This is a genomic window from Variovorax humicola (genome assembly GCF_037889915.1).
GTDB classification, from domain to species: domain Bacteria; phylum Pseudomonadota; class Gammaproteobacteria; order Burkholderiales; family Burkholderiaceae_C; genus Variovorax; species Variovorax humicola.
The window spans coordinates 23,457-47,954 of sequence record NZ_JBBKZV010000012.1 but is presented as its reverse complement, the minus strand read 5'-3'; the positions used below and the strand labels follow the sequence as shown (position 1 = coordinate 47,954).

Annotated in this window: 27 protein-coding genes; 16 read left to right on the top strand and 11 right to left on the bottom strand. The window is 67.0% G+C overall.

All coding sequences use genetic code 11. From position 1 onward, the window contains the following. Positions 1-678, bottom strand: a complete 678-nt coding sequence (locus WKW80_RS19405) for a PepSY-associated TM helix domain-containing protein (RefSeq protein ID WP_340365207.1) — start codon at positions 676-678, stop codon at positions 1-3. Continuing rightward, positions 678-1,196 carry a GNAT family N-acetyltransferase gene (locus tag WKW80_RS19400; protein ID WP_340365206.1) on the bottom strand — a complete coding sequence of 173 codons (519 nt, stop codon included), beginning with the start codon at positions 1,194-1,196 and terminating at the stop codon, positions 678-680. Before WKW80_RS19400 ends, WKW80_RS19405 begins: the two co-directional genes overlap by 1 nt. Positions 1,197-1,288: 92 nt before the next feature. Here WKW80_RS19400 and WKW80_RS19395 point away from each other — a divergent pair, with 92 nt between their 5' ends. Genes WKW80_RS19395 through WKW80_RS19385 form a run of 3 tightly spaced genes read left to right on the top strand, consistent with a single transcriptional unit; the run spans position 1,289 to position 2,006 of the window. Continuing rightward, positions 1,289-1,438, top strand: a complete 150-nt coding sequence (locus WKW80_RS19395; protein WP_340365205.1) for a hypothetical protein — start codon at positions 1,289-1,291, stop codon at positions 1,436-1,438. Next, the gene (locus tag WKW80_RS19390) at positions 1,435-1,704 is read left to right on the top strand and encodes a VF530 family protein (protein WP_340365204.1); all 270 of its coding nucleotides are present in this window, start codon (positions 1,435-1,437) and stop codon (positions 1,702-1,704) included. Before WKW80_RS19395 ends, WKW80_RS19390 begins: the two co-directional genes overlap by 4 nt. Further along, the gene (locus WKW80_RS19385) at positions 1,701-2,006 is read left to right on the top strand and encodes a 2Fe-2S iron-sulfur cluster-binding protein (protein WP_340365203.1); all 306 of its coding nucleotides are present in this window, start codon (positions 1,701-1,703) and stop codon (positions 2,004-2,006) included. The genes WKW80_RS19390 and WKW80_RS19385 overlap by 4 nt, the downstream gene beginning before the upstream one ends. 98 nt (positions 2,007-2,104) lie before the next feature. Here WKW80_RS19385 and WKW80_RS19380 read toward each other — a convergent pair whose 3' ends face one another. Next, positions 2,105-3,316 carry an MFS transporter gene (locus WKW80_RS19380; protein WP_422822929.1) on the bottom strand — a complete coding sequence of 404 codons (1,212 nt, stop codon included), beginning with the start codon at positions 3,314-3,316 and terminating at the stop codon, positions 2,105-2,107. A 103-nt stretch (positions 3,317-3,419) separates the two neighbouring features. Here WKW80_RS19380 and WKW80_RS19375 point away from each other — a divergent pair, with 103 nt between their 5' ends. Further along, the gene (locus WKW80_RS19375; RefSeq protein ID WP_340365201.1) at positions 3,420-4,097 is read left to right on the top strand and encodes an RluA family pseudouridine synthase; all 678 of its coding nucleotides are present in this window, start codon (positions 3,420-3,422) and stop codon (positions 4,095-4,097) included. Here the strand turns inward: WKW80_RS19375 and WKW80_RS19370 are convergent. The 5 genes from WKW80_RS19370 to egtB form a co-directional block, all read right to left on the bottom strand. Then, positions 4,087-4,524 (bottom strand): universal stress protein, encoded by a 438-nt coding sequence (locus tag WKW80_RS19370; RefSeq protein ID WP_340365200.1) that lies wholly within the window; start codon positions 4,522-4,524, stop codon positions 4,087-4,089. The two genes, WKW80_RS19375 and WKW80_RS19370, sit on opposite strands and share 11 nt — an antisense overlap. A gap of 152 nt (positions 4,525-4,676) precedes the next feature. Next, positions 4,677-5,420, bottom strand: coding sequence for a 2OG-Fe dioxygenase family protein (locus tag WKW80_RS19365; RefSeq protein WP_340365199.1), 744 nt, complete (start codon positions 5,418-5,420; stop codon positions 4,677-4,679). 7 nt (positions 5,421-5,427) lie between these two features. After that, positions 5,428-5,709: a DUF427 domain-containing protein gene (locus tag WKW80_RS19360; RefSeq protein ID WP_340365198.1), complete on the bottom strand. Its 282-nt coding sequence runs from the start codon at positions 5,707-5,709 to the stop codon at positions 5,428-5,430. Between the two features lie 43 nt (positions 5,710-5,752). Continuing rightward, complete coding sequence (egtD, locus tag WKW80_RS19355; protein ID WP_340365197.1) at positions 5,753-6,733, bottom strand: L-histidine N(alpha)-methyltransferase; 981 nt, start codon at positions 6,731-6,733, stop codon at positions 5,753-5,755. A gap of 3 nt (positions 6,734-6,736) precedes the next feature. Next, positions 6,737-7,999, bottom strand: coding sequence for an ergothioneine biosynthesis protein EgtB (egtB, locus tag WKW80_RS19350; RefSeq protein ID WP_340365196.1), 1,263 nt, complete (start codon positions 7,997-7,999; stop codon positions 6,737-6,739). Between the two features lie 162 nt (positions 8,000-8,161). Between egtB and WKW80_RS19345 the strand changes: the two genes are divergently transcribed. Beyond that, on the top strand, positions 8,162-9,523 hold the full coding sequence (locus tag WKW80_RS19345) for an NAD(P)/FAD-dependent oxidoreductase (RefSeq protein ID WP_340365195.1): 1,362 nt from the start codon (positions 8,162-8,164) through the stop codon (positions 9,521-9,523). Positions 9,524-9,796: 273 nt separating this feature from the next. Here WKW80_RS19345 and WKW80_RS19340 read toward each other — a convergent pair whose 3' ends face one another. Further along, a complete protein-coding gene (locus tag WKW80_RS19340) occupies positions 9,797-11,485 on the bottom strand; it encodes a long-chain fatty acid--CoA ligase (protein ID WP_340365194.1) in 1,689 nt (562 codons plus the stop codon). A gap of 71 nt (positions 11,486-11,556) precedes the next feature. Then, positions 11,557-12,408 (bottom strand): isocitrate lyase/PEP mutase family protein, encoded by an 852-nt coding sequence (locus WKW80_RS19335; protein WP_340365193.1) that lies wholly within the window; start codon positions 12,406-12,408, stop codon positions 11,557-11,559. Positions 12,409-12,553: 145 nt separating this feature from the next. On the opposite strand from WKW80_RS19335, the gene WKW80_RS19330 reads away from it, so the two are divergent. The 8 genes from WKW80_RS19330 (at position 12,554) to WKW80_RS19295 (ending at position 19,650) form a co-directional block, all read left to right on the top strand. Beyond that, complete coding sequence (locus tag WKW80_RS19330; protein WP_340365192.1) at positions 12,554-13,138, top strand: DUF1439 domain-containing protein; 585 nt, start codon at positions 12,554-12,556, stop codon at positions 13,136-13,138. A 13-nt stretch (positions 13,139-13,151) separates the two neighbouring features. Beyond that, positions 13,152-14,171 carry a glycerophosphodiester phosphodiesterase gene (locus tag WKW80_RS19325; RefSeq protein WP_340365191.1) on the top strand — a complete coding sequence of 340 codons (1,020 nt, stop codon included), beginning with the start codon at positions 13,152-13,154 and terminating at the stop codon, positions 14,169-14,171. A gap of 111 nt (positions 14,172-14,282) precedes the next feature. Further along, entirely contained in the window at positions 14,283-15,551 is a 1,269-nt protein-coding gene (locus WKW80_RS19320) for an ABC transporter substrate-binding protein (RefSeq protein WP_340365190.1), read from the top strand. 145 nt (positions 15,552-15,696) lie between these two features. Further along, positions 15,697-16,569, top strand: coding sequence for a carbohydrate ABC transporter permease (locus WKW80_RS19315; RefSeq protein WP_340365189.1), 873 nt, complete (start codon positions 15,697-15,699; stop codon positions 16,567-16,569). Then, positions 16,562-17,419, top strand: coding sequence for a carbohydrate ABC transporter permease (locus WKW80_RS19310; RefSeq protein ID WP_340365188.1), 858 nt, complete (start codon positions 16,562-16,564; stop codon positions 17,417-17,419). Before WKW80_RS19315 ends, WKW80_RS19310 begins: the two co-directional genes overlap by 8 nt. 31 nt (positions 17,420-17,450) lie before the next feature. Continuing rightward, entirely contained in the window at positions 17,451-18,548 is a 1,098-nt protein-coding gene (locus tag WKW80_RS19305; protein WP_340365187.1) for a Gfo/Idh/MocA family protein, read from the top strand. 20 nt (positions 18,549-18,568) lie between these two features. Continuing rightward, positions 18,569-19,210 carry a ThuA domain-containing protein gene (locus WKW80_RS19300; RefSeq protein ID WP_340365186.1) on the top strand — a complete coding sequence of 214 codons (642 nt, stop codon included), beginning with the start codon at positions 18,569-18,571 and terminating at the stop codon, positions 19,208-19,210. A 218-nt stretch (positions 19,211-19,428) separates the two neighbouring features. Beyond that, complete coding sequence (locus WKW80_RS19295; protein WP_340365185.1) at positions 19,429-19,650, top strand: hypothetical protein; 222 nt, start codon at positions 19,429-19,431, stop codon at positions 19,648-19,650. Between the two features lie 13 nt (positions 19,651-19,663). Here the strand turns inward: WKW80_RS19295 and WKW80_RS19290 are convergent, their stop codons facing one another. Beyond that, entirely contained in the window at positions 19,664-20,320 is a 657-nt protein-coding gene (locus tag WKW80_RS19290; protein WP_340365184.1) for a thermonuclease family protein, read from the bottom strand. A gap of 15 nt (positions 20,321-20,335) precedes the next feature. On the opposite strand from WKW80_RS19290, the gene WKW80_RS19285 reads away from it, so the two are divergent. From WKW80_RS19285 to WKW80_RS19275, 3 genes are all read left to right on the top strand, one after another. Continuing rightward, positions 20,336-21,652 carry a DUF2252 domain-containing protein gene (locus WKW80_RS19285; RefSeq protein WP_340365183.1) on the top strand — a complete coding sequence of 439 codons (1,317 nt, stop codon included), beginning with the start codon at positions 20,336-20,338 and terminating at the stop codon, positions 21,650-21,652. A 403-nt stretch (positions 21,653-22,055) separates the two neighbouring features. Beyond that, positions 22,056-23,075 carry a P1 family peptidase gene (locus WKW80_RS19280; RefSeq protein ID WP_340365182.1) on the top strand — a complete coding sequence of 340 codons (1,020 nt, stop codon included), beginning with the start codon at positions 22,056-22,058 and terminating at the stop codon, positions 23,073-23,075. Positions 23,076-23,093: 18 nt separating this feature from the next. Continuing rightward, on the top strand, positions 23,094-24,431 hold the full coding sequence (locus WKW80_RS19275; RefSeq protein WP_340365181.1) for a TAXI family TRAP transporter solute-binding subunit: 1,338 nt from the start codon (positions 23,094-23,096) through the stop codon (positions 24,429-24,431). Positions 24,432-24,498: the final 67 nt, after the last annotated feature.

Here is a 24,498-nt window from a genome sequence, read left to right as displayed (position 1 = left end):
TCAGAGATTGGTCAAAGCCACGGTCAACAGCGTGGCCAGCGACAGGCCGAACAGGCTGAGTCCAAGTTTGCGGCGGCGGTGCGTCAGCAGCCAGAGGGTGATGCCGGAGATCGACAGGACGACCAGGCTGCCGGCCAGCGTATCGATCAGCAGAATCCACGCCACCGGCATGCCCGTGCCCTTGTGCATGTTGGTGAGCGTCGCAATGAGGCCGTTGCTGGTGGTGTTGATCCCGACCGAGCGATTGCCTTGCCAGAAGTCGGCCTGCACCGTCTCACGCGGGCCACCGAAGTTAAAGATCCAGTGCGCCGGTTGCGCGAGCGCCGGCGCAGTCTTGTCGCCCTTCTCGGCCCAGGCGACCGTGCGGCCGGGTTCGATGCGCGTGTTGTTCGGCGGCGCCTTCATGCGCAACGCATCCTGCAGCCACGCGGCCATCGCCTCGGGCGTGTCGGGAACCGGATCGGGCAGCGCCAATTGCGCACGGTTGCGCTCCTGTGCCTGCGGCAGCTTGAGCACGTTGCGGTGGTTGAGCCAGATGCCGCTGAAGCCCATCATCAGGCCCAGCACCGCGCCCCACAGGCCGAACCAGCCGTGCGTGTTGCGCAGCCAGCGCACGAACGCCATGCGGCGCTGGAGCCCGTCGTCGAGGCGGGTGTCGGTCGCTATGGTGTTGTCCATCAAGCAACGTTCCGCTTGAGGCGGACCTCCTCGATCCTGATACTGCCGAGCGTCGTGGTCCGCGCCGTCTTCATTTCGCGCTTGAAGCCGGCGAGTTCATGGAAGCGAATGGCGCGGTCATTGCGCAACGGCACCCAGATGGTGACGGTCAGGCAGCCTTCTTCCTCGAGGCCTTCGCGCGCCGCGTCCCACAGTGCGACGCCCACGCCCTTGCCCCAGTGTTCGGGCTTGACGTAGATGGCCCAGATTTCGCCTGCGGTGGACGGCGTCTTGGGGTCGCGCGAGCGGTCGAAGCCGACGAAGCCGACGATCTCGCCGTCGAGTTCGGCCACGTGGACTTGCGGCTCGCTGAACTCGATGGCCTCGCGCCACTTGGCCTCGCGGGTGGCGGGCGCCAGTGCGCGCAACTGTTCTTCGGGCAGCAGGCCCTCGTAGGCGGCGCGGGCGGCGGCGGCATGGACTTCGGCGACGGCGCGTGAATCGCTCAGTTCGGCGGGGCGGACTTGGTAATCGGACATGGATCAAGGGAACAAGCGGAATCGGGGCGCTATTGTCGCTGTGTCGCTAAACTGGCTCGCTTCATATCCCCAGCACCGGAACGGAGTTCGCCATGGCCAAAGGTCAGCAAAAGAGCAACAAGGAATCGAAAAAGCCGAAGAAGGACACTTCGCCCCCGAAGGCACCTGCTGCCGGCGGCGAGTTGGTGCGCCCGACCGTGACGACTGCCGTGATTCCACGCGGCAAGCTCAAGAACAAGTGACCGACTCGCCGCCTGCCCAGCCACGCAATCCGCTGCACGGCCTGACACTGGAAGCCATCGTCACCGCGCTGGCGGACCACTATGGTTGGGAAGGGCTTGGCGAACGCATTCCGGTGCGCTGCTTCACCCATGACCCGAGCGTCGGGTCAAGCCTCAAGTTCCTGCGCAAGACGCCCTGGGCGCGCGAAAAGGTCGAGAGCCTCTACCTCTTCATGCTGCGCGACATCCGGCGCAACCGGCCGGCCGAGCCCGGCGATGGCCAGTGAGCAACGAAGCGGCGCCGCGCCGGACGGTGCGCATCGAACCTGCCGGCTATTCGTTCGAAGCCGCGCCTGGCCAGACCTTGTTGCGCGCGGCGCTGCAATCCGGCGTTGAATTGCCCAGTTCGTGTCGCAACGGCACCTGCCGCACCTGCCTGTGCCGTATGGTCGAAGGCAACATCCGCTACCAGATCGATTGGCCCGGCGTGAGCGTCGACGAGAAGGACGAGGGCTGGATCCTGCCCTGCGTGGCCGAGGCGACGAGCGACGTCACGCTCGACGTGCCGTTGGCGTACCAATTGCTGTAGCTGGGGCGCTGAAGTCCGTCCTCACGGCGATGAACTTGCCTAGGCATGCCCCTGCGCGCGGGACAACGCGTGCCGCGGCGCCATAGCCGGTGCCGCCACTATTTCGTGGAAGATCTTGTGCGAGCAACGGCGTCGGCCGTCGCCCCGATCCGGTCGCGCCTGGCCAGCGACGGGAACAGCCGTAGCCAGCCCAGCGCCACCAGCACCGTGCCGACACCGCCGGCCACCACCGAGCCCACCGGCCCGAGCAAGGCGGCCGTGGCGCCCGATTCGAACTCGCCAAGCTGGTTGCTGGCCCCGATGAAGATCGAGTTCACCGCACTCACGCGGCCGCGCATCTCGTCGGGCGTTTCGAGTTGCACCAGCGTCTGCCGGATCACGACGTTGACCATGTCGGCGCCGCCGGAGACCGCCAGCGCCAGCAGCGACACGATGAAGTTTTGCGAAATGCCGAACACGATCATGCAGACGCCGAATGCGCCCACCGCCGCCAGCAACGTGCGGCCCACGCGGCGCTCGGGGGGCCGGCGTGTCAGCGCGATGGACGCCAGCAGCGCCCCCACCGCCGGCGCACCACGCAGCAGGCCGAGTCCCCATGGCCCGGTGTGCAGGATGTCCCTTGCATAGATCGGCAGCAGCGCCACCGCGCCGCCGAGAAGCACCGCAAACAGGTCGAGCGAGACGGCGCCGAGCACCGTCTTGCGGCGCCAGATGAAATCGACGCCCGCAAATAGCGTCTGCAGCGTGACCGGCGCCTTGGGCGGCGGCGCATGGGCATAGCGCAGCCGCGCCACCAGCAGGCCGCCCGCGACGAACAACAGCATGCAGGCGGCGTAGACCACGCCGATGCCGGCCACGAACAGCAGCCCTCCGATGGCAGGGCCGGCGATGATCGCGCCCTGCGTGCCGGCCGAACTGAAGGCCATTGCGCGCGGCAGCATCAACGGCGGCACCAGCATCGGCGTAAGCGCCTGCTGGGCCGGCATCTGGAATGCCCGCACCGCACCTAGCACCAGTGAAAGACCGAGCAGCAGCCCGCGCGAATCCAGGTTCATGGAGCCGGCGGCCAGCAAGGTCAGCGCGACCGACGCCTGCACCGAAAGGCATGCGGCAACGATGTGGCCGCGATGATGCCGGTCGACGATGTGGCCTGCGTAGAGCGCCAGCAGCAACGCCGGCACGAACTGGTAGAGGCCGACCAGGCCCAGGTCCCACGCGCTGCCCGTGAGGTCGTACATGTGCCAACCGATGGCCACCATCAGCATCTGCGTGCCGGCCGTGCCGAACAGCCGCGACATCCACATGTGCATGAATGGCCGCTCGCGCGTGAGTTCGGAAAATCCGGGGGCGGCGGCAGGCTCGGGCATCGTTTCGAAGGATAGCGCAGAGGCCGCGCACCTACACTGGCCGCCGATGATGCCCCCCGTCCATGAAGCCCCTGCGGTCCGTGCGATCCACGAGGACGCGCACCTGCTGGTCCTCGACAAGCCGGCCGGCCTGCTTTGCGTGCCCGGCCGCGGCGCGGACAAGCAGGACTGCCTGAGCACCCGGGCTCGGATGTGGTGGCCCGATGCGCTGGTCGTGCACCGCCTCGACATGTCGACCAGCGGCCTGGTGCTGATGGCGCGCAGCCCCGCGATGCAGCGCGCGCTCGGCGATGCGTTTGCCATGCGCCTCGTGGACAAGCGCTACGAGGCCGTCGTCGACGGCTTGATGCCGGTCTCCGAAGAATGGGCGGTGATCGATGCGCCCCTCATCGCCGACTGGCCGCGCCGGCCCCTGCAAAAAATCGATCCGGAGGGCAAGCCAAGCCAGACCCGCTGGCGCGCATTGCGCCAGTTGCCGCACGACCATGCCACGCATGTGCTTCTGGAACCGCTGACCGGCCGCTCACACCAGTTGCGGGTGCACCTGGCGTCGATCGGCCATGCAATCCTGGGCGATGCGTTGTATGCGAGCGATGCGGCCCGACGGCGGGCGCCGCGGCTGATGCTGCATGCGACGTCGCTGGCCTTCATGCACCCCGCGACGATGCTGCCCATGCGATTCGAGAGCCCTGCGCCGTTCGTGGAAGTGGCGCTCAGGTCTTGACGACCAGCACCGGCATGTGCGCGTCCTGCAGCACGCGTTGCGTCACGCTGCCGAGCAGCAGCTTCTCGATGCCGGAGCGGCCGTGCGAACCCATCACGATCAGGTCGGCGCCGATGGCATTGGCCGTGTCGACGATGCCTTCATGCACCACGTGGCCATCGATGACGCGCTGGTCGCTGTGCAGGCCCTCGGCCGCCAGCGCGGCCACGCCGCGTGCAAGTGCCGCATTGGCGCTGGTGGTGGCGGCTGCCAGGTATTCGTTCTGGCCCAGCGCATAGTCGGCACCCACGCCGATGAAGGGGTAGTTGTCGATCACGTGGATCAGCGTGATACGGCTGCCGAAAGCCAACGCCAGCGCGCTGGCCTTGCTGACCGCCGTCATCGACGTTTCGGAACCGTCGATCGGAACCATGATGTGATTGAACATGACCGGACCTCTCCTTCTTGCAAGCGCTGCGTAAATCAATTTAATGCGCGGCAGGCCGGCTGACTGTAGGACTGCTGCCGCAAGCCCACAAGGCCGCCGAACCCTCGAAGCGCGCGTTTTGGCGGCCCACGCAAGTCGCGAGCCACGCGCGTTCAGACGTCGTCGCCCTGGAAGGCTTGCGCGCGGCAGGTGACGACCAGCGTGTCACGGTAGCCGCCATGGTTTTCGTTCCACGGCTGGATCGGCGTGGACTCGTGGATGACGCGGGCATCGTCGAGCAGCAGCAGGCTCCACGGCTCGGTCATGGTGAAGCGCTCGCCGCGCCGGCCGTTGGCCTCGAACACGCGCGTCTCCCCGCCCTTGACGTTGTGGCGACCGACCAGCGCCACCGCCACCAGGTCGACACCGTCGCGGTGCGCACCCTCTGGCGTCGGTCGGCCGATGCCGCCTGCGGTGTCGATGCGGAACTGGTGCGCCTCGACATGCCAGGTCTGCGCGCCGCGCAGGGCGCTGGCCGCACGGGCCACGCTCAGCATCAGCTGCCGCCACGCCGGCCGCACCAGCGTGTGTGCCTCCATCGGTGCGAACCAGCGCTGCATGCCGCCGTGCAGGGCGTTGTATTCCACCGGCTGCCAGTGGGCGCGATGCGGCACCAGGTGCAACACGTCGTCGGCCACGGTGAAGCAGGCATGCCGGCGCTGGCGGTAGCGCCCGCCGTCCTTGAGGTAGTCGTCGGGCGGCAGGTTGTCCCAGTCGGGATGCATCGCGTCGAGGTCGTCGAGCGACTGGCCGATCCATTCGACCACGCCGTCCGGGTTCAGGACGGCATAGCCATCTTCGCGCAATGCGGTGTTGAGTTGGGCGGGCGAGCAGAAACGCGGGGCGAATTCAGCCATGCCGGAACTACTGCGAAACCTTCACGCCCTTCCAGAACGCCACGCGGTCGCGAACTGCTTCGGCCTCGGGCTTCGGGTCGGCGTAGTACCAGGCGGCATCGGGATTGAGCTCGCCGTTGACAAGCAGCGAGTAGTAGTTGGCCGAGCCCTTCCAGGCGCAAGTGGTGCGGTGGTTGCTGAAGGTGACGAAGTCGCGGTTCAACGCGCTCATCGGGAAGTAGTGGTTGCCTTCGACCACGACGGTATCGTCGCTCTCGGCGATGGTGACGCCGTTCCAGGTTGCTTTCATGTACCAGATTCTCCAGGCATCCCGCAATGCGCGGGACAGCCTCCTATTGTGCCGTGGCGACCGGCAACCAGTGCACGCTGAACAATCGCTCCGGATCGGTCCATACCGGCCCGATGCCGAAGCCGGCCTTCACCGCCAGCGTGCGCAGTCCGTCGATGCTGAACTTGTGCGAGTTCTCCGTGTGGATGGTCTCGCCTTCGGCAAAGGTGAGGCGTTCACCCAGCAGGTTCACCGCATGGGCGCGCTTGCTGACCAGGTGCATCTCGATGCGCTGCAGCGGCGCGTTGTAGAACGCCGCATGGAGGAAATTGCCGGGTTGGAAATCCGCGCCCAACTCGGCGTTGGCACGGTGCAGCAAGTTGGCATTGAAGGCCGCCGTCACGCCCTGCGCATCGTTGTAGGCCTCGTGCAGCAGCGCCGGGTCCTTGATCAGGTCGACGCCAAGCAGCAGGCCGCCACCATGCAGCATGCGCGCAGCGCTTTGCAGGAAGGCAAGCGCCTCTTCGGGGCTGAAGTTGCCGAGCGTCGAACCGGGAAAGAAGCCGACGCGCCGGCCGCTCTCGACCGTCGGCGCGGGCAGTGCAAAACGCCGGGTGTAGTCGGCCACGACGGGCTGTACCTCGAGGGCGGGATATTCGGCCCGCAAGCGCGCCACGGCGCTTTCGAGATGTGCGCCGGAGATGTCGATGGGCAGGTAGCGTTTCGGTGCCTCGAGCGCGTCGAGCAGCAGCCGCACCTTGGTGAGCGAGCCGGCGCCGAACTCGACGATCTCGGCCGCGGGCCCGATGTGATTCGCGATCTCGGCGGCTCGGTCGGTCAGGATGCGCAGTTCGGTGCGCGTCGGGTAGTACTCGGGCAACGCGCAGATGCGGTCGAACAGTGCCGAACCGGCCTCGTCGTAGAAGTACTTCGGCGGAATGCTGCGCGGCCTCCGCGCCATGCCGGCAAGCATGTCCTGCGCAAAGTCCGAAAGCGTCGCCTGCTGTGCCTGAAACGAATCGACGTTGAAGGATGGATTGCGCATGTGTCAAAGCTCCCGCGCGAGCCGCAGCCCGGTGAACTGCCAGCGCGCGGCCGGCGGAAAGAAATTGCGGTAGGTCGGGCGCGCATGCCCGTCCGGCGTGGCCGAACTGCCGCCGCGCAGCACAAGCTGCCCCACCATGAACTTGCCGTTGTATTCGGCCGCGATGCCAGGCAGCGGCCGGAAGCCGGGATATGGGTCGTACGACGAACGCGTCCACTGCCAGACATGGCCGGTGAGCTGCCGGATGCCTGGCAGGCTGCTGGCGGCTTCCCATTCGAATTCGGTAGGCAGCCGCGCGCCGGCCCACTCGGCGTACGCGGCGGCCTCGTAAAAGCTCAATTGCGACACCGGCGCATCGGCTTCCAGTGGACGCACCCCATGCACGCCGAACACCTGCCAGCCGGCCGAATTGCCCCCGCCGCCAGCACCATGCAACGCAAGGCGCGGATCGTCCGGCGCAAGCCAGTAGGCAGGGCAACGCCAGCCTTGCGCCTGCACCGTCGCCCAACCGTCCGACAGCCACAGGTCGGGACGCTGGTAGCCGCCGTCGGCGATGAACTGCGCATAGTCACCGCAACTGACGAGCCGGTCGGCTATCTCGAAGGGCCGAAGCAGCACCTCGTGACGGGGCGTTTCGTTGTCGAACGAGAAGCCCCCGCCCGCGTGCCCGACTTCGACCCGCCCGCCCGCATGGCGCAACCAGCGCATCGACGCCGGCACGGCGGCCAGCCGCAGCGAGGGACCCGATGCCGACCGATACGCCGGCAACATCGGGTTGCACGACAGCGCATGGAGGATGTCGGTCACCAGCAGTTCCTGATGCTGCTGCTCGTGCTGCAGGCCCAGCATGACGATCGCCTCGACCTGTGGCCACGCGCCCTCGACTGCCCGGCCGAGCAGGGCCTCCACTGCCTCGTCCACATGTGCGCGATACGCACGCACCTCGTCCACCGAGGGCCGTGTCAGCAAGCCGCGCTGCGGCCTCGGATGGCGGGGGCCCAAGGCCTCGTAGTACGAGTTGAAAAGGTAGTGAAAGCGTGTGTCGAACGGCGTGTAGCCGTGTGTGTGCGGTTGCAGCAGCACGGCCTCGAAAAACCAGGTGGTGTGCGCCAGGTGCCATTTGGTCGGGCTCGCGTCGGGCATCGACTGGATGCACTGGTCCTCGGCCGACAACGGCGCCGCCAGGGCCAGGCTGTGGGCACGCACGGCACGATACTGCTCACGCAAGGTGTCTGCCGCCTGCGCAAGCGGCCTGTCCGGATTCATGCGGTCTCCTGGCGGGCAAAGCGTGGTTGTAGCCGATCGGGGCCCGGGATGCTCGTAGGACAAAATCGCGCCGGCGCCACAAACCCCATTCAGAGCGCGCCCAGTCGATACGTCCTTCCCCCAGGCCCCGGAAGGCCACAAAGTTTATCGGGATAATCAAGAATGAGCACCTCGCCCACACTCCCTGCGCGTCCCCGCATCGTCATCGTCGGCTGCGGTTTCGGCGGACTTGAAACGACACGAGCGCTGCAGCGGGCGGACGTCGACATCACGGTGATCGAACGGACCAACCACCACCTGTTCCAGCCGCTGCTGTACCAGGTGGCCACGGCCGGCCTGGCGGCACCGTCGATCTCGGCGCCAGCGCGTGCCCTGTTTCGAAACCAACGCAATGTCACGACGCTGATGGGCGAAGTCTGCGGCTTCGCGCCGGCCACGCGGGAGGTGATCCTGGCCGACGGCCATCGAATCGGCTACGACCACCTGGTGGTCGCTGCGGGCACGACGCACAGTTACTTCGGGCACGACGACTGGGCGGCCAACGCGCCGGGCCTGAAGACGCTGGCGGACGCATTCACCGTTCGCGGCAAGGTGCTCTTTGCCTTCGAGGCCGCGGAACTCGAGCCCGACCCTGAAAAGCGGCGCGCGATGCTTACCTTCTGCGTGATCGGCGCCGGCCCGACCGGCGTCGAGATGGCCGGCACGATGGTCGAGATCGCGCGGCACACGCTGAAGGGGGAATTCCGCCGCATCAACCCGGCCAAATCGCGGGTGATGCTGATCGAGGGCGGCTCACGCGTGCTGCAAGCGATGCCGGAAAGCCTGAGCCAGAAGGCACAGAAGCATCTGGAGGAGTTGGGCGTCGAAGTGCAACTGAATGCCAAGGTCACGTCCATCGATGCCAATGGGCTGAGTTTCCAGACGGGCGGCGGCAAGGACGGGGCGCCTGCGAGCGTGCACAGGATCGACAGCCGCTGCGTCGTATGGGCGGCGGGCGTCACCGGTTCGCCGCTGGGCCGCCTGCTTGGCGAGGCGCTCGGCATGAGCGTCGACCGCGCGGGCCGGCTCAAGGTCGAGCCGGACCTGTGCCTGGCCGGCCACCCCGAGATCAGCGTGGTCGGCGACCTGGCCGCCGCGATGAGCTTTCACAAGGGCAAGGAACCCAAGCCCGTGCCGGGCGTCTCACCCGGCGCCAAGCAGATGGGCCGAGCCGCGGCTGCCAACATCCTGCGCCGCATCAAGGGCCAGCCTACCGAGCGGTTCCGCTACGCCGACTACGGCAACCTGGCCACCATCGGCCGCAATGCCGCGGTGGTCGACCTGAGCACGCCGCTCGGCCCGCTGCGATTCAGCGGCCGGATGGCCTGGCTGTTCTGGCTGTTCGCGCACGTCTACTTCCTGATCGGCTTTCGCAACCGGCTGATCGTGCTGATGGACTGGGCCAGCGCCTATGGCACCTACCAGCGCAGCGCGCGCGTGGTGCCGGAGACGAGCGCCGAGCACAGGCCGCAGGACCATGCGTGACTCTGGCTGTTGCGCGCACACACGGCGCCGGCCGTCCACCCAGGCTGACGCGACGACTTGACGAAGCGGTGTCATGACCCCTGCTCTCCGTCCCTTTTGCACATCGCCCAACGGCGAAGTTCAAGCAGATCAGGCTCCAGCCGCTACAAATGGGGCCGAGCGGAGTACGCGACCAAGTCTTGGGCCGCTTGGGACGAATCCGGTTTCCGAGGCGGGCGGCAGTTGCGCAGGGTGCCGGCGCGTCAGATCGCGCCGGAGTTTCATTCCTTTTTTTCAGCCGTTCTCCGCCTCCTGCAGCACCCGCCACATCACCTTCCCGCTGCCGCTCTTGGGCAGAGAATCGACGAACTGCACCTTGCGCGGGATCTTGTAGACCGCCATGTTCTCGCGGCACCAGTCGATGATCTGCTGCTCGGTGGTGTCCTTGTGCGTGGCGCGCAGCACCACCACGGCCTTGACCGATTCGCCGCGGTAGTCGTCCTTCGTCGCGATGATGCAGGCCTCCTGGATCGCGGGATTCTTGAACATCAGCAGTTCCACCTCGGCCGGCCAGACCTTGAAGCCGCTCGCATTGATCATGCGCTTGAGCCGGTCGGTCATGAAGAAGTAGCCGTCCTCGTCCATGCGGCCCATGTCGCCGGTGCGGAAGAAGCGCTTGCCCTCGAATTCGACGATGGCCGCGGCCGTGGCGTCGGGCCGCTTCCAGTAGCCCTGGAACACCTCGGGGCCGTGCGTGATGATCTCGCCGGATTCGCCGATGGGCATTTCCCGCAGCGTGTCGGGGTCGACCACGCGCGAGTCGGTGCTCATGTACGGGATGCCGAGGCATTGCTGCTTCGGGTTTTCGAATGGGTTGGCGTGTGACGGCGCGGCCGTCTCGGTGAGGCCGTAGCCCTCCTGGTACTTGAGGCCGTACAGGTCCAGCAGGCGCTGCGCGATGGCTTGTGGCATGGCCGCGCCGCCGCCGCCGATATAGGTCAGGCTGCTCAGGTCATAGTTCGCGAAGTTCGGGCTGGCCAGCAGGTCGATGACCATCGTCGGGATGTTGGTCCAGCTCGTGACCTTCCAGCGCGAGATCAGGCGGCCCGCCACGTCGCGGTCCCAGCGCGGCATGATGACCATGGTGCCGCCGAACACGATGGTGGTGTGCATCAGGCTCACCGTGCCGGTGATGTGGAACATCGGCACCACGGCGAGCATCACGCCTTCCGATGAACCCAGGCCCCAGAGTTGCGCGGCGAAGGCGTTGTGGTTGAGGCTCGAATGGTTGTGAATGCAGCCCTTGGGCAAGCCGGTGGTCCCGCTGGTGTAGGGCAACAGCGCCATGTCGTTGGCGCCCACGACATGCAGGGGCGGCATGTGACCCGCGCCCATCGCGTCGGTCCAGCTCGTGACCTTGCCGCCGGCCAGTCTGGGCAGCGGATGGCGCGTGAGCAGCCAGTCGCGCCAGGCGGGAGCCGGCGCATCGTCGCCCTGCACGTCCGCATCGAAGGCGTCGGTGAACTGCGTGACGACCATGTGCGCCAGCCGCTGATCCGGCGGCAACGCATCGCTGGCCTTGGCCAGTTCGGCCGCGAGGTCGCCGGTGGTGATGGCGACCTTGGCGTCGGGATCGACGATGTAGTGCTTCAGTTCCTCGGCCCGGTTCATCGGATTGACCGGCACCACCACCGCATTGGCCCGCAGGATCGCGAAGTGCGCGATCACGAGTTGCGGGGAGTTCTGCATGTCGAGCATCACGCGGTCGCCGCGCTTCACGCCGAGCGCGTGCAGGGTGCCAGCCAGGCGCTCGGTTTGCGCCAGGAAATCGCTGTAGGTGATGACGCGACCGAAGAAGACCAGCGCGGGCTTGTCGGGATAGCGCGCGGCGCTGGTGGCGAGGTTGTGCCACAGCGAGGTTGCGGGAACGGTGATGGATTTCGGCAGGCGCGCGGGCCAGAACTTGAAGTGCGGACGGTCCATTGAGTCTCCAGGAGAGAGGCCGAGCCTACGCGGCAGCGCAGCAATTCCACATCAGGGAAGCCCTGATGGCGTCACCTTGGCGACGGCCGGGCGTCTTCGCGAAATAGTGCGTTCAACTCCACGCCGGACGCCGCATCGGCGAAGCCGCCGAACCGCCCCTGCTCCGCCAGCCCGCGGGCCGCGCGCATGAAGCCACCCCATGCCGCACGTGCCAGCGCACCGCCCACGCTCACGCGCCGCACGCCGAGTGCGGCGATGTCGTGCATCGTGAGCTCGCTGGTCGACCCGACAAGCAGGTTGACCGGCTTTGGCGCAACGGCGGCCACCACGATCTCGATCTGCTGGCGCGTGCGAATGCCCGGTGCGTAGAGGCAGTCGGCACCGGCCTCGGCGTAGGCCTTGAGCCGCGCGATGGTGTCGTCCAGGTCAGGGCGGCCGACGATGAAGTTCTCCGCGCGACCCACCAGCAGCGTGTCACCCCCGGCCCTGTCGATGGCATGACGGGCCGCGCGCATCCGGGCGACGGACACCTCGATGTCCAGCAACGGATCGGCCGGGTCGCCGGTCGAGTCCTCGATGGACAGGCCGGCCACGCCGGTCTCGATCGCCAGGCGCACGCTGTCTGCGACGCCCTGCGGGTCGCTCGCGAAACCGCTTTCGAAGTCGGCGTTCACCGGCAAATCGGTCGCGGCGACCATCTCGCGAAGATGGGCCAGTACCACTTCCCGCGACAAGTCGCCATCGGCGTGGCCCAGCGACCAGGCGCAGCCCGAACTGGTTGTGGCGAGCGCCTTGAAGCCAAGGCCTTTCAGGTAGCGCGCGCTGCCCGTGTCCCACGGGTTTGGAATGACGAAGCAGCCGGTGGCATGCAGCTGTTTGAAGGCCCGGCGCCGGGCCGCGATGTCGGAGGAGGAAAGGGTCACGGGGCTACCTCTCTGGTGGTGGGCCGCCATCGTAACGGTCCGCAAGGAATGGCGCCGCACGGCCCTGCGCCGCCAGCCCGCGGGTCGCGTGCATGCGCTCGGCAAGTGGCGGGAACGGCAGCGGCTATGGCAAGCTCCGATCTTCATGGCCCATCCATTTTTTACGAGCGTCTTGCCCCGCCGCGGTGTCCTGCGCGCGCTGCTTGGCGCAGCGGCGTTGCCGGCACCCTTGGCCGCCCTCGCCGGCTTCAACTTCTTCACCAGCGAATACACGGCCAGCCGCGAAGAGCTGATGGCGCAGATCGCGAAGCGGTTCCCGGTGCAACAGCGCTATGCGGAGATCTTCTCTGTGCTTCTGCGCGATCCGCAACTGACGCTGGATGCGCGCAACAACCGCGCCGCCATCTCGGCCATCGTCGTCATCGGAAGCCCGTTGCTGCAGCCGTCCGCGGTCGGCGGCATCGTGTCGGTCAGCAGCGCGTTGAAGTACGACGTGGCCGCGTTGACACTGAGGCTCGACGAGCCTCGCGCCGACCGCATCGAGTTGCAAGGCGTCGCCGGGCGCGACGCCGAGCGGTTGCAGCAGGTGGGCGCCATCGTCGCGCAGGAACTGCTGCGCGACTATCCGCTGCATACCTTCCGGCGCGAAGAGCTGACGCTGGGCCGCAAGACCTACGAGATCGGCGCGATCACGGTGCTGAACGACGGCATCAAGGTGGAACTCAAGTAACGGCGGCGCACGCGTGAAGCGCACATTCCTCCACGGCACCGCGCGCTGGCTGGCTGGCGGATGCTGCCCCTGTCTGCTCGCCGGCATGCTGCTGGCCGGAGGCGCGGCACAGGCCGCCACGCCGGCACGAGACCTGGACTTGCAGGCCCATCGCGGCGGCCGCGGCCTCGCGCCGGAGAACACGCTGGCTGCATTCGCCAACGCCATGGCGCTCGGCGTGACCACTCTGGAACTCGACATCGGGCTCACCGCCGACGACGTCGTCGTCATCTCGCACGACACCGCGCTCAACCCCGACCACACGCGCGATGCCACCGGTGCCTGGCTGCCCAGGACCGGCCCCACCCTCCGTTCGATGACGCTGGCCCAGGTGCAGGGCTACGACGTCGGCCGGCTGAACCCCGCCAGCAACTACGGCAAGCCCTTCGCGAGCCAGAAGCCCAGGGATGGCGAGCGCATCCCCACGCTCGCCGCGCTGTTCGCGCTGGTGCGCGAGCGCGGGGACGGCAAGATCCGCTTCAACATCGAGACCAAGGTCGACCCGACCCGGCCGGACGACACCGCCGCGCCCGAGTCGATGGTGCACGCGTTGCTCGCGGAGATCGACAAGGCCGGCATGGCACAGCGCGTGACCATCCAGAGCTTCGACTGGCGCACGCTGGCGCTGGTGGGCCGGTGGGCGCCGCAACTGCCGCGCGCCTACCTCACCACCGCGCGAACACTGCGTGACAGCCGCTGGACGCTCGGCCTGTCCGCCGCCGACTTCGCAACGACACCGCTGCTGGTGCAGGCCGCCTCGGCCGGCGGCAATGCGCCGGTCATCTGGTCACCCGCGTTCAACAACCTGACGGCCGCGCAAGTGCGGCAGGCGCATGCGCTGCACATGACCGTGCTGCCGTGGACCGTGAACCGGCGCGCCGACATGGCCCGCCTGCTGGACATGGGCGTCGACGGCCTCATCACGGACTTCCCGGATGTGCTGCGCGACCTGGTGCGCGAGCGCGAGGCCGCGCCCCCGGCCGGTGGCGGTTGACGCCGTTCGGCTTCGATGAACGTATTGCCGGGGACTGGTGGAAGCCCCTACTGACGCCACGCCGCATCCGACCCATGATTAGTTCGCCCGCCAAACAAAGGGAGACCTCCGGTGAATCCTGCCAAGTTCCTGTCCTCGGCCGTTGTCGCGACCGCAGCGCTCATCGCGGCCCATGGCGCGCTGGCCGACGTCAATGTCCGCTTGATGCATGTCGACCAGAACCCCGACGTGACCACGTTCTACAACGACGTCGCGCGTCGCTTCGAGGCCGCGCATCCCGGCGTGAAAGTGGACATCCAGTACCTGGAGAACGAGTCGTACAAGAAAAAGCTCACGACGCTGCTGCAGTCGCCGGACAAGCCGAACATCCTCTACAGCTGGGGCGGCGGCGTGCTGCGCGAGCAGGTCAAGGCCGGCGTCATCGAGGATCTGACGGCGCCGATGAACAGCGGCTGGAAAGACACCTTGATGGCCGCCTCGGTCCCGCCCTACGTCATCGACGGCAAGATCTACGGCGTGCCGTTCCAGACGTCGCAGGTCGGCTTCTTCTACAACAAGGACCTGTTCGCCAAGGCCGGCGTCGACGCCTCGTCCATCAAGACATGGGACGACCTGCTCGGCGCGGTGAAGAAGTTCCAGGCGGCCGGCATCACGCCGATCATCGCGGGCGGTGGCGACAAATGGCCGCTGCACTTCTACTGGTCGCACCTGGCCATCCGCATCGGCGGCAAGCCCGCATTCGATGCGGCCCTGCGCGGCGAAGGCAAGGGCTTTGCGTCCGACACCTTCGTGCGCGCCGGCGAGATGCTCAAGCAACTGGCCGACCTCAAGCCGTTCCAGCCGGGCTACCTCGGCGCGACGTTTCCGCAATCGTCGGGCCAGTTCGGCGACGGCAAGGGCGCGATGGTGCTGATGCTGAACGGCATGCTGGGCTCGATGAAGGCGAACTCGGCCGACAAGATCGGCATCCCCGACGACAAGCTCGGCTGGATGGCGTTCCCGACGGTGGCCGGCGGCAAGGGCGACCCGAGCGACACGCTCGGTGGCATGAACGGCTGGCTGGTCACCAAGGGCTCGCCACCCGCGACGACGGAATTCCTGCGCTTCTTCATGGAGGCGAACAACCAGAAGATCGCGGCTGACAAAGGGCTCTACATCCCGGTGGTGAACGGCACGCAGGATTCGATCAAGCGCCCGGTGCTGCGCCAGTTGGCCGAGAACGTCTCGAAGTCGAAGTACCACCAGATCTACTACGACCAGATGCTCGGGCCGTCGGTCGGCGCGGTGGTCAATGACGTGTCCGCCGATCTCGCGGCCGGACGCACCACCCCGCTGGACGCCGCAAACGCGGTGCAGGCGGCATGGAAGCTGACGAATTGACACTCTCCCCCAGGCTCCGCGCACTGCGCGCACTCCTCCCTCTCCCTGCCGGGGGCAACACCGGCGGCCCGGCAAAGCCGTTTCCGCGGTGTTTCTGGCCTGGAGATTAAGCACGATGCCGGGCTCGGCGTGGGCCAGTCTGCGCATGTCCCGGCGCAACCGCGCGTCGACTACCGTCGTCCTGTTCTTCCTGCCGCCGGCCCTGCTGCTGTTCACCCTGTTCGTGGCATTGCCCATGGGCGAGGCGGCCTGGTACAGCTTCTTCAACTGGAGCGGCTATGGCCGACCCACGCAGTTCGTCGGATGGCGCAACTTCGCATTGCTGTTCCAGACGCCGGCCTTTCGCACGGCGCTCGGCAACAACCTGCTGGTCATCGTCGTGTCGCTGCTGGTGCAACTGCCGCTGGCGCTTGCCATGGCGGTGCTGCTCTCGGAAAAGGTGCGCGGCACCACGAGCTTCAGGCTCATCTTCTTCCTGCCCTACATCCTGGCCGAGATCGCGGCCGGCCTGATCTGGCGCTTTGTCTATGACGGCGACTATGGCTTCCTTGCCAAGGTCTGGGGGCTGTTCGGCGCCACCGCACCGTATGTGCTGGCCGAGCCCGAAGTGGCGATGTACGCCATCCTCGTGGTGGTGATCTGGAAGTACTTCGGCTTCCACATGATCCTCTACATCGCCGGGCTGCAGCAGATCGACCGCAACCTGAACGAAGCCGCGCGCATGGACGGCGCCACCGACTGGCAGATATTCCGGCGCATCACCCTGCCCTTGCTCGCGCCGACGATCCGGCTGTCGGTGTTCTTCGCGATCCTCGGCTCGATCCAGCTCTTCGACGTCATCATGCCGCTGACGAAGGGCGGCCCCTCCGACAGCACGCAGACCATGGTCACCTTCCTCTACACCTACGGCGTGACGCGCATGCAGATCGGCTTCGGCAGCGCGGTGGGCGTGGTGCTGTTCTGCATCTGCGTGGTGTTTGCCTTCGGGTACAAGAAGACCTTGATGCGCCATGACTAGCCGCAACTTCCGGGATCCCGGGTCGATCACCGGATCGATGTCGCCCTTGCTGCGCTATGCGGTGCTGTTCCTCGTGGCGGCGATCGTGCTGGTGCCCTTGTTTGCGACTGCGCTCGGCGGCTTCAAGACGCTGGGCGACCTGCGGGTCAATCCGTTCGGCCTGCCGGCCCACTGGGAATGGAGCAACTACTGGGACATCCTCAGCGGCGGGCGTTATTGGCGCCTGATGCTCAACTCGTTGGTGATTGCCGTGCTCACGGTGGTGCTGACCGTGACCGTCTCCGCCATGGCCGCCTTCACTTTCGTGCACGTACGCTTCTTCGGCTCGGACTTTCTCTTCAACTACCTGCTGCTGGGCCTGATGTTCCCGGCGGCGACGGCGATCCTGCCGCTGTTCATCAAGATCCGCGACCTGGGCCTGCTCGATACGTACTGGGGCGTGGTGCTGCCGCAAGTGGCTTTCGGATTGGCGACCAGCATCCTCCTGTTTCGCAACTACTTCAAGCAACTTCCGCCCGATCTCTTCGAAGCCTCGCTGATCGACGGCTGCGGCTATTTCCTGTTCTTCTGGCACATCGTGCTGCCGCTGTCGCGGCCGATCCTGGCCACCGTGGCGGTGATCGTGTTCGTGCACAGCTGGAACGGCTACCTGCTGCCGCTGGTGGTGTTCAACCGCGACAGCCTCTACACCTGGCCGCTCGGGATCATGGCCTACCAGGGCGAGTACTCGACCGACTGGCACCTGGTGCTCGCCTTCATCACGCTGACCATCCTGCCGGCAGTGGTGATGTTCTTCGCCGCGCAAAAACACATCGTGGCCGGCCTGACGTCGGGCTCGGTCAAGGGCTGAACGCGCAACGCATCCCACCAAGGAAACCTGAATGAGCAAAGTCGGTATCGGCATCATCGGCTGCGGAAACATCAGCGAGGCCTATCTCAAGGCGGCATCGACCTTTCCCATCCTCGACATCCGCGGCTTGGCCGACATGAAGCCCGAGGCCGCACAGGCGCGTGCGGCGCAGTTCGGCCTGAAGAGTTGTTCGGTGGACGCGTTGCTGCGCGACCCGTCCATCGAGATCATCGTCAACCTGACGATTCCGGCCGCGCATGTCGAAGTCGGCTTGCAAGCCTTGCGTGCCGGCAAGCACGTGCATTCCGAAAAGCCGCTGGGCCTTTCCACGGCCCAGGCCCGCACGCTGCTGGAAGAGGCCGACAAGCACGGCTTGCGCGTCGGCTGCGCGCCCGACACCTTCCTCGGCGGCTCGCACCAGACCTGCCGCAAGCTCATCGACGAAGGCGCCATCGGCCAGCCGCTGGCCGGCAGCGCGTTCTTCATGTGCCCGGGGCACGAGCGCTGGCATCCCAACCCGGCCTTCTACTACGCGGCCGGCGGCGGGCCGATGCTCGACATGGGTCCGTACTACATCACGGCGCTGGTCAACCTGATCGGCCCGGTGGCGCGCGTGTCCGGCGCGGTGGCGCGTGCGCGCTCGGAACGCGTCATCACCAGTGAGCCGCTCAAGGGCACGAAGATCCCGGTGGAGGTTGCCACGCACGTCACCGGCACGATGGAATTCGCCAGCGGCGCGGTAGTGTCCATTGCCACGAGCTTCGATGTTCCCCGGCATCGCCATTCACACATCGAGTTGTATGGCACCGAAGCCAGCCTGAGCGCGCCCGACCCGAACCGCTTCTTCGGCGCCATCGAACTCGCCCGCGCCGGCCAGGACTGGATACCGCAACCCACCGAGCACCCCTTTGCCACCGGCAACCACCGAATCATGGGCGCGGCCGACCTGGCATTCGCCATTCGCAACAACCGGCCGCATCGCGCATCGGGTGCCTTGGCCCTGCATGTGCTCGAAGTGATGGAAGCGTTCCAGACATCGTCGGACAGCGGCCGGCACGTCACCATCGAGACGCGGCCCCAACGCCCCGCGATGCTGCCCACACACCTGCCGCCAGGCGAACTCGACTGATACAAACGGAGAAATGCCAAATGCGTGAAGCAATGATTGTGTGGGGCGGGTGGGCCGGCCACGAGCCAGAGCAATGCGCGGGCATCGTTGCCGGCATGCTGGTCTCGCACGGCTTCAAGGTGCGCGTCGAAACCACCACCAGGGCCTTCGCCGATCCGGCCATCGCCGGCCTGAGCGTGATCGTGCCGATCTTCACCATGTCGACGATCGAGAAGGATGAAGCCGCCAACCTCTCCCAGGCCGTGCGCGGCGGCGTCGGCCTGGCGGGCTTCCACGGCGGCATGTGCGACGCCTTCCGCGACTCGGTCGAATACCAGTTCATGACCGGCGGGCAATGGGTGGCGCACCCCGGCAACGTGATCGACTTCCGAGTCAATATTGCGCGGCCCGACGACCCGGTCGTGGCCGGCCTGGACGACTTCGACTACCGCTCCGAGCAGTACTACATGCACGTCGATCCGTCGAACGAGGTACTCGCAACGACCACCTTCAGCGGCGAACATGCGCCGTGGATCGAGGGCGTGAGGATGCCCGTGGTGTGGAAGCGCAAGCATGGCCACGGCCGCGTTTTCTACAGCGCCCTGGGCCACGTATCGAAGGAGTTCGAGGTGCCCCAGATGCGCACGATCTTCGAGCGCGGCTTGCTATGGGCGACACGGTGACGGGGGCGTCATGGCCGCCAACTGCGCGCCCGGCGTTTCCTGCGAAATTCGCCGGCCGCAAGCGTGCAACTGATCACGCCCGCGGCGTTGTTTACAACGCCGGACTCTGGATTGCCGCTACGACAAAAGCTAGTCTGGATGGGGGATTTTCAAATGCGCCGAGGCCGTTCGTTCTCATTCTGCGAGCCGCCAGATCGCCCCCCGCGAAAGGACACGCCATGAACGCCCACAGCATTGAACTGATCGTCGACGAACCCATACCGGGCCACTATTGCTGGGTCCTCCTCAAGCAGGAATCGCCGGACCAGAACCCGGTGCCCGTCGACTACGCCGCAGGGCCTATGCCCACCTACACGGCCGCGATGATGGCCGGCATTGCGGCCCTCGAGCGCCGCACCGAAGCCCACGCGGAGTCGAGCGGCCCGAACACCCTGCACTGAATCGCGCGCCGCGCTACCAGCGGGGATGCGGGTGCTGCTGGCGCCAGATCCATGGCGCCACCGGATCGCCGTCCGTCCACAGCCCCGCGTGCTTGCCCTTTGCCTCGTACTCGGCAAACTCATATTGGCCGCGCTCCTGCGGCGTCTGTTCCCGCGCGTATTGCGGCTCCCACCACGCCAGACCGAGCGTGAGCATGGCGAGGCCCGCATCCATCGTCCTCGCGCACGGCTCGCGCGTGCATGAAGACGGCGCCACCATCACCTTGCACACACTTCTCCCGTAGCGGTCGGGGTTGGCGCGGCATTCGAGCCGCACCGTCTTGTCGAGCACGAGGTCCCTCAAAGCCTGTCTGGCGCGTTGCCCGAAAGCCTGGTTGCTTTCCGGCGCATCGATGCCGGCGAGGCGAACCGTGACGAGGTTCTGCGGCAGCGCTGCTTCGTCGCAGAGCGCCTTGAGGGTGTCGCCGTCCGAGACGGAAAGGGCGAGGCAAAGAATGGCGGCGGTGGCAATTGGCATGACGCATATGGTGCCAAACAAATCGACTTGCGCTACGCTCGATGCCGGCGGCCCCGATTGCGGCCGACTGGAGGGGATGTGGCAAAAGAACAGAAAAAGAGGCGCGCGGCGCCAGCCCAGGCGCGACCGCGCCTGTCGCGCGCCGATCAGCAAGCGCTCGGCAAGAGCATGCGAGACAAGTGCCCGCGCGAATCGCATGCCGCATGGGCACCATCGTCCCACCGCCCCGATCCGCTGGCGCTGCTGGACCAGGCCAACAAGGGCCGCAATCCGGAACTGGTCCCGCTGCGCATGGGCCGCATGGTGCACACGCCCTTCACCTTCTATCGCGGGGCCGCGCTCAACATGGCGGACGACCTGGCGAATACGCCCGTCACCGGCATGCGCGTGCAAGCATGCGGCGACTGCCACCTGATGAATTTCGGCGCCTTCGCCACGCCGGAGCGAAGGATGATCTTCGACGTCAACGACATGGATGAAACGCTCCCCGCGCCATGGGAGTGGGACGTCAAGCGGCTCGCGGCCAGCTTCGTGGTGGCAAGCCGTAACAACCGATTCAGCGAAAGTGCAGCGCGCGATGCGGCACTGGCATGCGTGCGCAGCTATCGCGAGCGCATGGCGGAGTACAGCCGGATGTCGGTGCTCGAAGTCTGGTACTCCTGCATTGAAATCGAGGAAGCCCTGACCTTCGTCGGCGACCAATCGACCCGCAAGCGCCTGCAAAAGCGCATTGCCGCGGCACGCCGCCGCAGTGTGCTCGAACACGACTTCCCCAAGCTCGCCGCCATGGCGGGCGAGGTGCCGACCATCAGGGACAATCCGCCCCTCATCTACCACCCGAACGACGAGCGCGGGCAATCCATGCTCGACCGCGCCCGCGAGGCCTTTGGCAGCTACCGCGATTCGGTGCAGGAGGACCGGCGCACCCTGATCGATCGCTACGAAATCAAGGACGTCGCGATCAAGGTCGTGGGCGTGGGCAGCGTCGGCACCTTCTGCGCCGTGGCGCTGCTGATGGCTGGCAAGAGCGACCCGCTCTTCCTCCAGGTGAAGGAGGCGCGTGCATCGGTGCTCGAGGCCTACGCCGGCAAAAGCCTGCACGCCAACCACGGCCAGCGGGTCGTGAACGGCTACCGCCTGATCCAATCGGCCAGCGACATCTTCCTCGGCTGGACCCGGGGTCGGCTCGGTCGCGACTTCTTCGTGCGGCAACTCCGGGACATGAAGATCAGCGCGCTGGTCGACACCCTCTTACCCAGCGGGATGAACGACTACGCCACGCTGTGCGGCTGGACGCTCGCGCGCGCCCATGCGCGCTCCGGCGATCCCGCACAGATCAGCGGCTACCTCGGCAAGAACGACACCTTCGACAAGGCGATCGCCGGATTCGCGGCCGCCTACGCAGACCAGAACGAGCGCGACCACGACGAGCTCAGGAAGGCCGTGCTGTCGGCGCAGATCGACGTGCTGGTCGAGCCCGATTGAAATGAACCACCCCCGATGCGCCTGCGGCGCCTCCCCCTCTAGGGGGCGCACCCAGCGGCCCGGCAAAGCCGGTTCCGCGGGTGCCCATGAACAGACCTCGCAGTGCCGAAATGAACCACCCCCGAAGCGCCTGCGGCGCCTCCCCCTCCAGGGGCCTCTAGGGGGCGCACCCGGCGGCCCGGCAAAGCCGGTTCCGCGGGTGCCCACGAACAGAGCTCGCAGTGCTCGTTCTGGTTCATGCCTCGCGGGTCTGGCAATAGCATGGTGAAGAACTGATACGGTCGCGACAGGACGCGTCGGCTACCGGCTTCGTCGTGGCGGCGGACGTCGGAAACAGGCGGTCGCGGTACTGCCCAGGACACGCTGGACATGTCCAGGGAGCATCGCCTTATCATCGCCGCCGATGTCCCACACACCACTGCCGCCTGCGGGCACCATCACCGATGTCGCCGGTATCGAGGTCGGCCACTTCTCCGACACGCGCCGCCCCACCGGCTGCACCGTCATCCTTGCGCGCGAGGGTGCGGTCGGCGGCGTTGACGTGCGCGGCGCGGCGCCCGGCACGCGCGAGACCGACTTGCTGGCGCCGGGCAACCTGGTCGAGCGCGTGCACGGCGTGATGCTCGCCGGGGGCAGCGCCTGGGGACTTGCCGCCGCCGACGGGGCCGTGCGCTGGCTCGAAGAACACGGCGTGGGCATGGATGTGCGCTACGGAACGCTGCCCATCATGCCGGCCGCCGTGCTGTTCGATTTGCCGATGGGCGACCCGCGCATCCGCCCCGATGCCACTGCAGGCTACGCGGCCTGCGAGGCGGCATCGCGCCAGCCGCCGGCCGAAGGCAATGTCGGCGCCGGAAGTGGCGCATTGGTGGGCAAGCTGTTCGGCATCGACCGGGCGATGAAGGGTGGCGTCGGCACGGGCTCGGTGACCGTGGCCGGCGTCACGATGGGCGCGCTGATCGTGTGCAACGCGCTCGGCGACGTGATCGATCCCGATACTGGCCGGGTGGTGGCCGGCGCGCGCACGGCGGATGGCCGCGCACTGCTCGATACGCGCCGCGCGCTGCTGCGAGGCGACTTGCCTCAGCCACTGCTGGCCGGCACCAACACCACGCTCGGCGTGGTCGCGACCGATGCGGTGTTGACCAAGGTGCAGGCCAACCGCCTTGCGATGGTGGCGCACGATGGGCTAGCGCGCAGCATCAACCCGGTGCACACGATGAGCGACGGCGACACGCTGTTCGCGCTCGCGACCTGCCGTGCGCCCTCCACGGGTGCCACGCCGGGCATGACCGTGCTCAGCGCGATGGCGGCCGAGGTGGTGGCGCGGGCGACGTTGCGTGCCGTGCGCGCGGCAGAATCCCTGACGATAGGCAGCCTCCACGCGCCAGCCGCGCGCGACTTTGCCCGCCCCCCGCCCTAACCGGAATCTCTGAATCACATGCCCCGCGCCCTCCGTCTTTTTCTACTGACCATCCGCGACCTCATCGTCTCGATCGGGCCGGTGATCTTCATCGTGATCGGCCTGCTGATCGCGGCTTACTGGTACCTCGACCCGCAGCCGCCCAGGACGGTGGTGCTGGCGACCGGCCCCGCGGGCAGCGCCTATGCGGAGTTCGGCAAGCGCTACCAGCAGGCACTGGCGGCCAGTGGCATCACGGTCGAGTTGAAGCCCACCGACGGCGCGCTCGACAACCTGGCCCTGCTGCGCAGCGGCGGCGCCGATGTGGCTTTCGTGCGCGGCGGCGCGGCCGATGCGGTGGCTGACGAAGAGGCGGGCATCACCTCGCTGGGCAGCCTGTTCTACGAGCCGATCTGGGTGTTCTACCGTGAGGAGGTCGGCCGCAAGATCGATCGCAAGACGGGCGTGCTCACCTCGCTGGCGCAACTCAAGGGCCTGCACGTCAATGTCGACAAGGCCGGCAGCGGCGTGCCGCAGATCATGGACAAGCTGTTCGACGCCAACCACATGGACGCGAAAGACATGGACCTGTCCCACCTCGAACCGGCGCCGGCCAACGCGGCCCTGCAAGCCGGCCTGATCGACGTGGTCGTGCTGGCGTCTGCGCCGCAGTCGCCACTGGTGCGCGAACTGCTGCGTTCGCCCAACATCAAGCTGATGGCATTCGACCAGGGTGACGCCTACGCGCGGCGCTTCGCCTTCCTGTCGGCCGTGGCACTGCCGCGCGGCGTGGTCACGCTGGACAAGGACATCCCGCCGCACGACGTTGCGCTGCTGGCCGCCACCACGTCGTTGTTGTCGCGGGAGGAAACCCACCCGGCCCTGCGCCAGTTGTTCGCGCAGACGGCGCAGAAGCTGCACAGCGAGGCAGGCTGGTTCAACCGGGCGCGCGACTTTCCGAACACGCGCACTAGCGAACTGCCGGTGAGCCCGGAGGGCGACCGCGCCATCAACGGAACGCCGCCGTTCTGGCAACGCTACCTGCCGTTCTGGGCCAGCAACCTGGTCGAGCGCATGTGGCTGGTGCTGGGCGGATTGATCGTGTTGATGCTGCCGCTGTCGAAGGTGGTGCCGCCGCTCTATACCTTCCGCGTGCGCTCGCGCGTGTTTCGCTGGTATGCCCGGCTGCGCGAGGTCGAAACGAAGCTCGAGGCAGGCGAGGGCGAGCGCGAGGCACTCATCAAGGAACTCGATGACATCGACCGCAGGGTCAACAAGGTCGCGGTGCCGCTCTCCTACGCCGACGAGCTTTATGCGTTGCGCAACAACATCGGTGCGGTGCGCAAGCGGGTGGTCGCGGCGAGATCGCCGGGCTGAGGCAAAGTACTCGAGCCGCGGAATGCGGCGCCCGATGGCGCTGGGGACCCCACGCTGTGCGGCTACC

Coding starts and splice junctions, on each gene's coding strand:
- WKW80_RS19405 (WP_340365207.1), bottom strand. CDS start 678: ATGGACAACACCATAGCGACCGACACCCGCCTCGACGACGGGCTCCAG.
- WKW80_RS19400 (WP_340365206.1), bottom strand. CDS start 1,196: ATGTCCGATTACCAAGTCCGCCCCGCCGAACTGAGCGATTCACGCGCC.
- WKW80_RS19395 (WP_340365205.1), top strand. CDS start 1,289: ATGGCCAAAGGTCAGCAAAAGAGCAACAAGGAATCGAAAAAGCCGAAG.
- WKW80_RS19380 (WP_422822929.1), bottom strand. CDS start 3,316: ATGCACATGTGGATGTCGCGGCTGTTCGGCACGGCCGGCACGCAGATG.
- WKW80_RS19375 (WP_340365201.1), top strand. CDS start 3,420: ATGATGCCCCCCGTCCATGAAGCCCCTGCGGTCCGTGCGATCCACGAG.
- WKW80_RS19370 (WP_340365200.1), bottom strand. CDS start 4,524: ATGTTCAATCACATCATGGTTCCGATCGACGGTTCCGAAACGTCGATG.
- WKW80_RS19365 (WP_340365199.1), bottom strand. CDS start 5,420: ATGGCTGAATTCGCCCCGCGTTTCTGCTCGCCCGCCCAACTCAACACC.
- WKW80_RS19360 (WP_340365198.1), bottom strand. CDS start 5,709: ATGAAAGCAACCTGGAACGGCGTCACCATCGCCGAGAGCGACGATACC.
- egtD (WP_340365197.1), bottom strand. CDS start 6,733: ATGCGCAATCCATCCTTCAACGTCGATTCGTTTCAGGCACAGCAGGCG.
- egtB (WP_340365196.1), bottom strand. CDS start 7,999: ATGAATCCGGACAGGCCGCTTGCGCAGGCGGCAGACACCTTGCGTGAG.
- WKW80_RS19345 (WP_340365195.1), top strand. CDS start 8,162: ATGAGCACCTCGCCCACACTCCCTGCGCGTCCCCGCATCGTCATCGTC.
- WKW80_RS19340 (WP_340365194.1), bottom strand. CDS start 11,485: ATGGACCGTCCGCACTTCAAGTTCTGGCCCGCGCGCCTGCCGAAATCC.
- WKW80_RS19330 (WP_340365192.1), top strand. CDS start 12,554: ATGGCCCATCCATTTTTTACGAGCGTCTTGCCCCGCCGCGGTGTCCTG.
- WKW80_RS19315 (WP_340365189.1), top strand. CDS start 15,697: ATGTCCCGGCGCAACCGCGCGTCGACTACCGTCGTCCTGTTCTTCCTG.
- WKW80_RS19310 (WP_340365188.1), top strand. CDS start 16,562: ATGACTAGCCGCAACTTCCGGGATCCCGGGTCGATCACCGGATCGATG.
- WKW80_RS19305 (WP_340365187.1), top strand. CDS start 17,451: ATGAGCAAAGTCGGTATCGGCATCATCGGCTGCGGAAACATCAGCGAG.
- WKW80_RS19300 (WP_340365186.1), top strand. CDS start 18,569: ATGCGTGAAGCAATGATTGTGTGGGGCGGGTGGGCCGGCCACGAGCCA.
- WKW80_RS19295 (WP_340365185.1), top strand. CDS start 19,429: ATGAACGCCCACAGCATTGAACTGATCGTCGACGAACCCATACCGGGC.
- WKW80_RS19285 (WP_340365183.1), top strand. CDS start 20,336: ATGCGAGACAAGTGCCCGCGCGAATCGCATGCCGCATGGGCACCATCG.
- WKW80_RS19280 (WP_340365182.1), top strand. CDS start 22,056: ATGTCCCACACACCACTGCCGCCTGCGGGCACCATCACCGATGTCGCC.
- WKW80_RS19275 (WP_340365181.1), top strand. CDS start 23,094: ATGCCCCGCGCCCTCCGTCTTTTTCTACTGACCATCCGCGACCTCATC.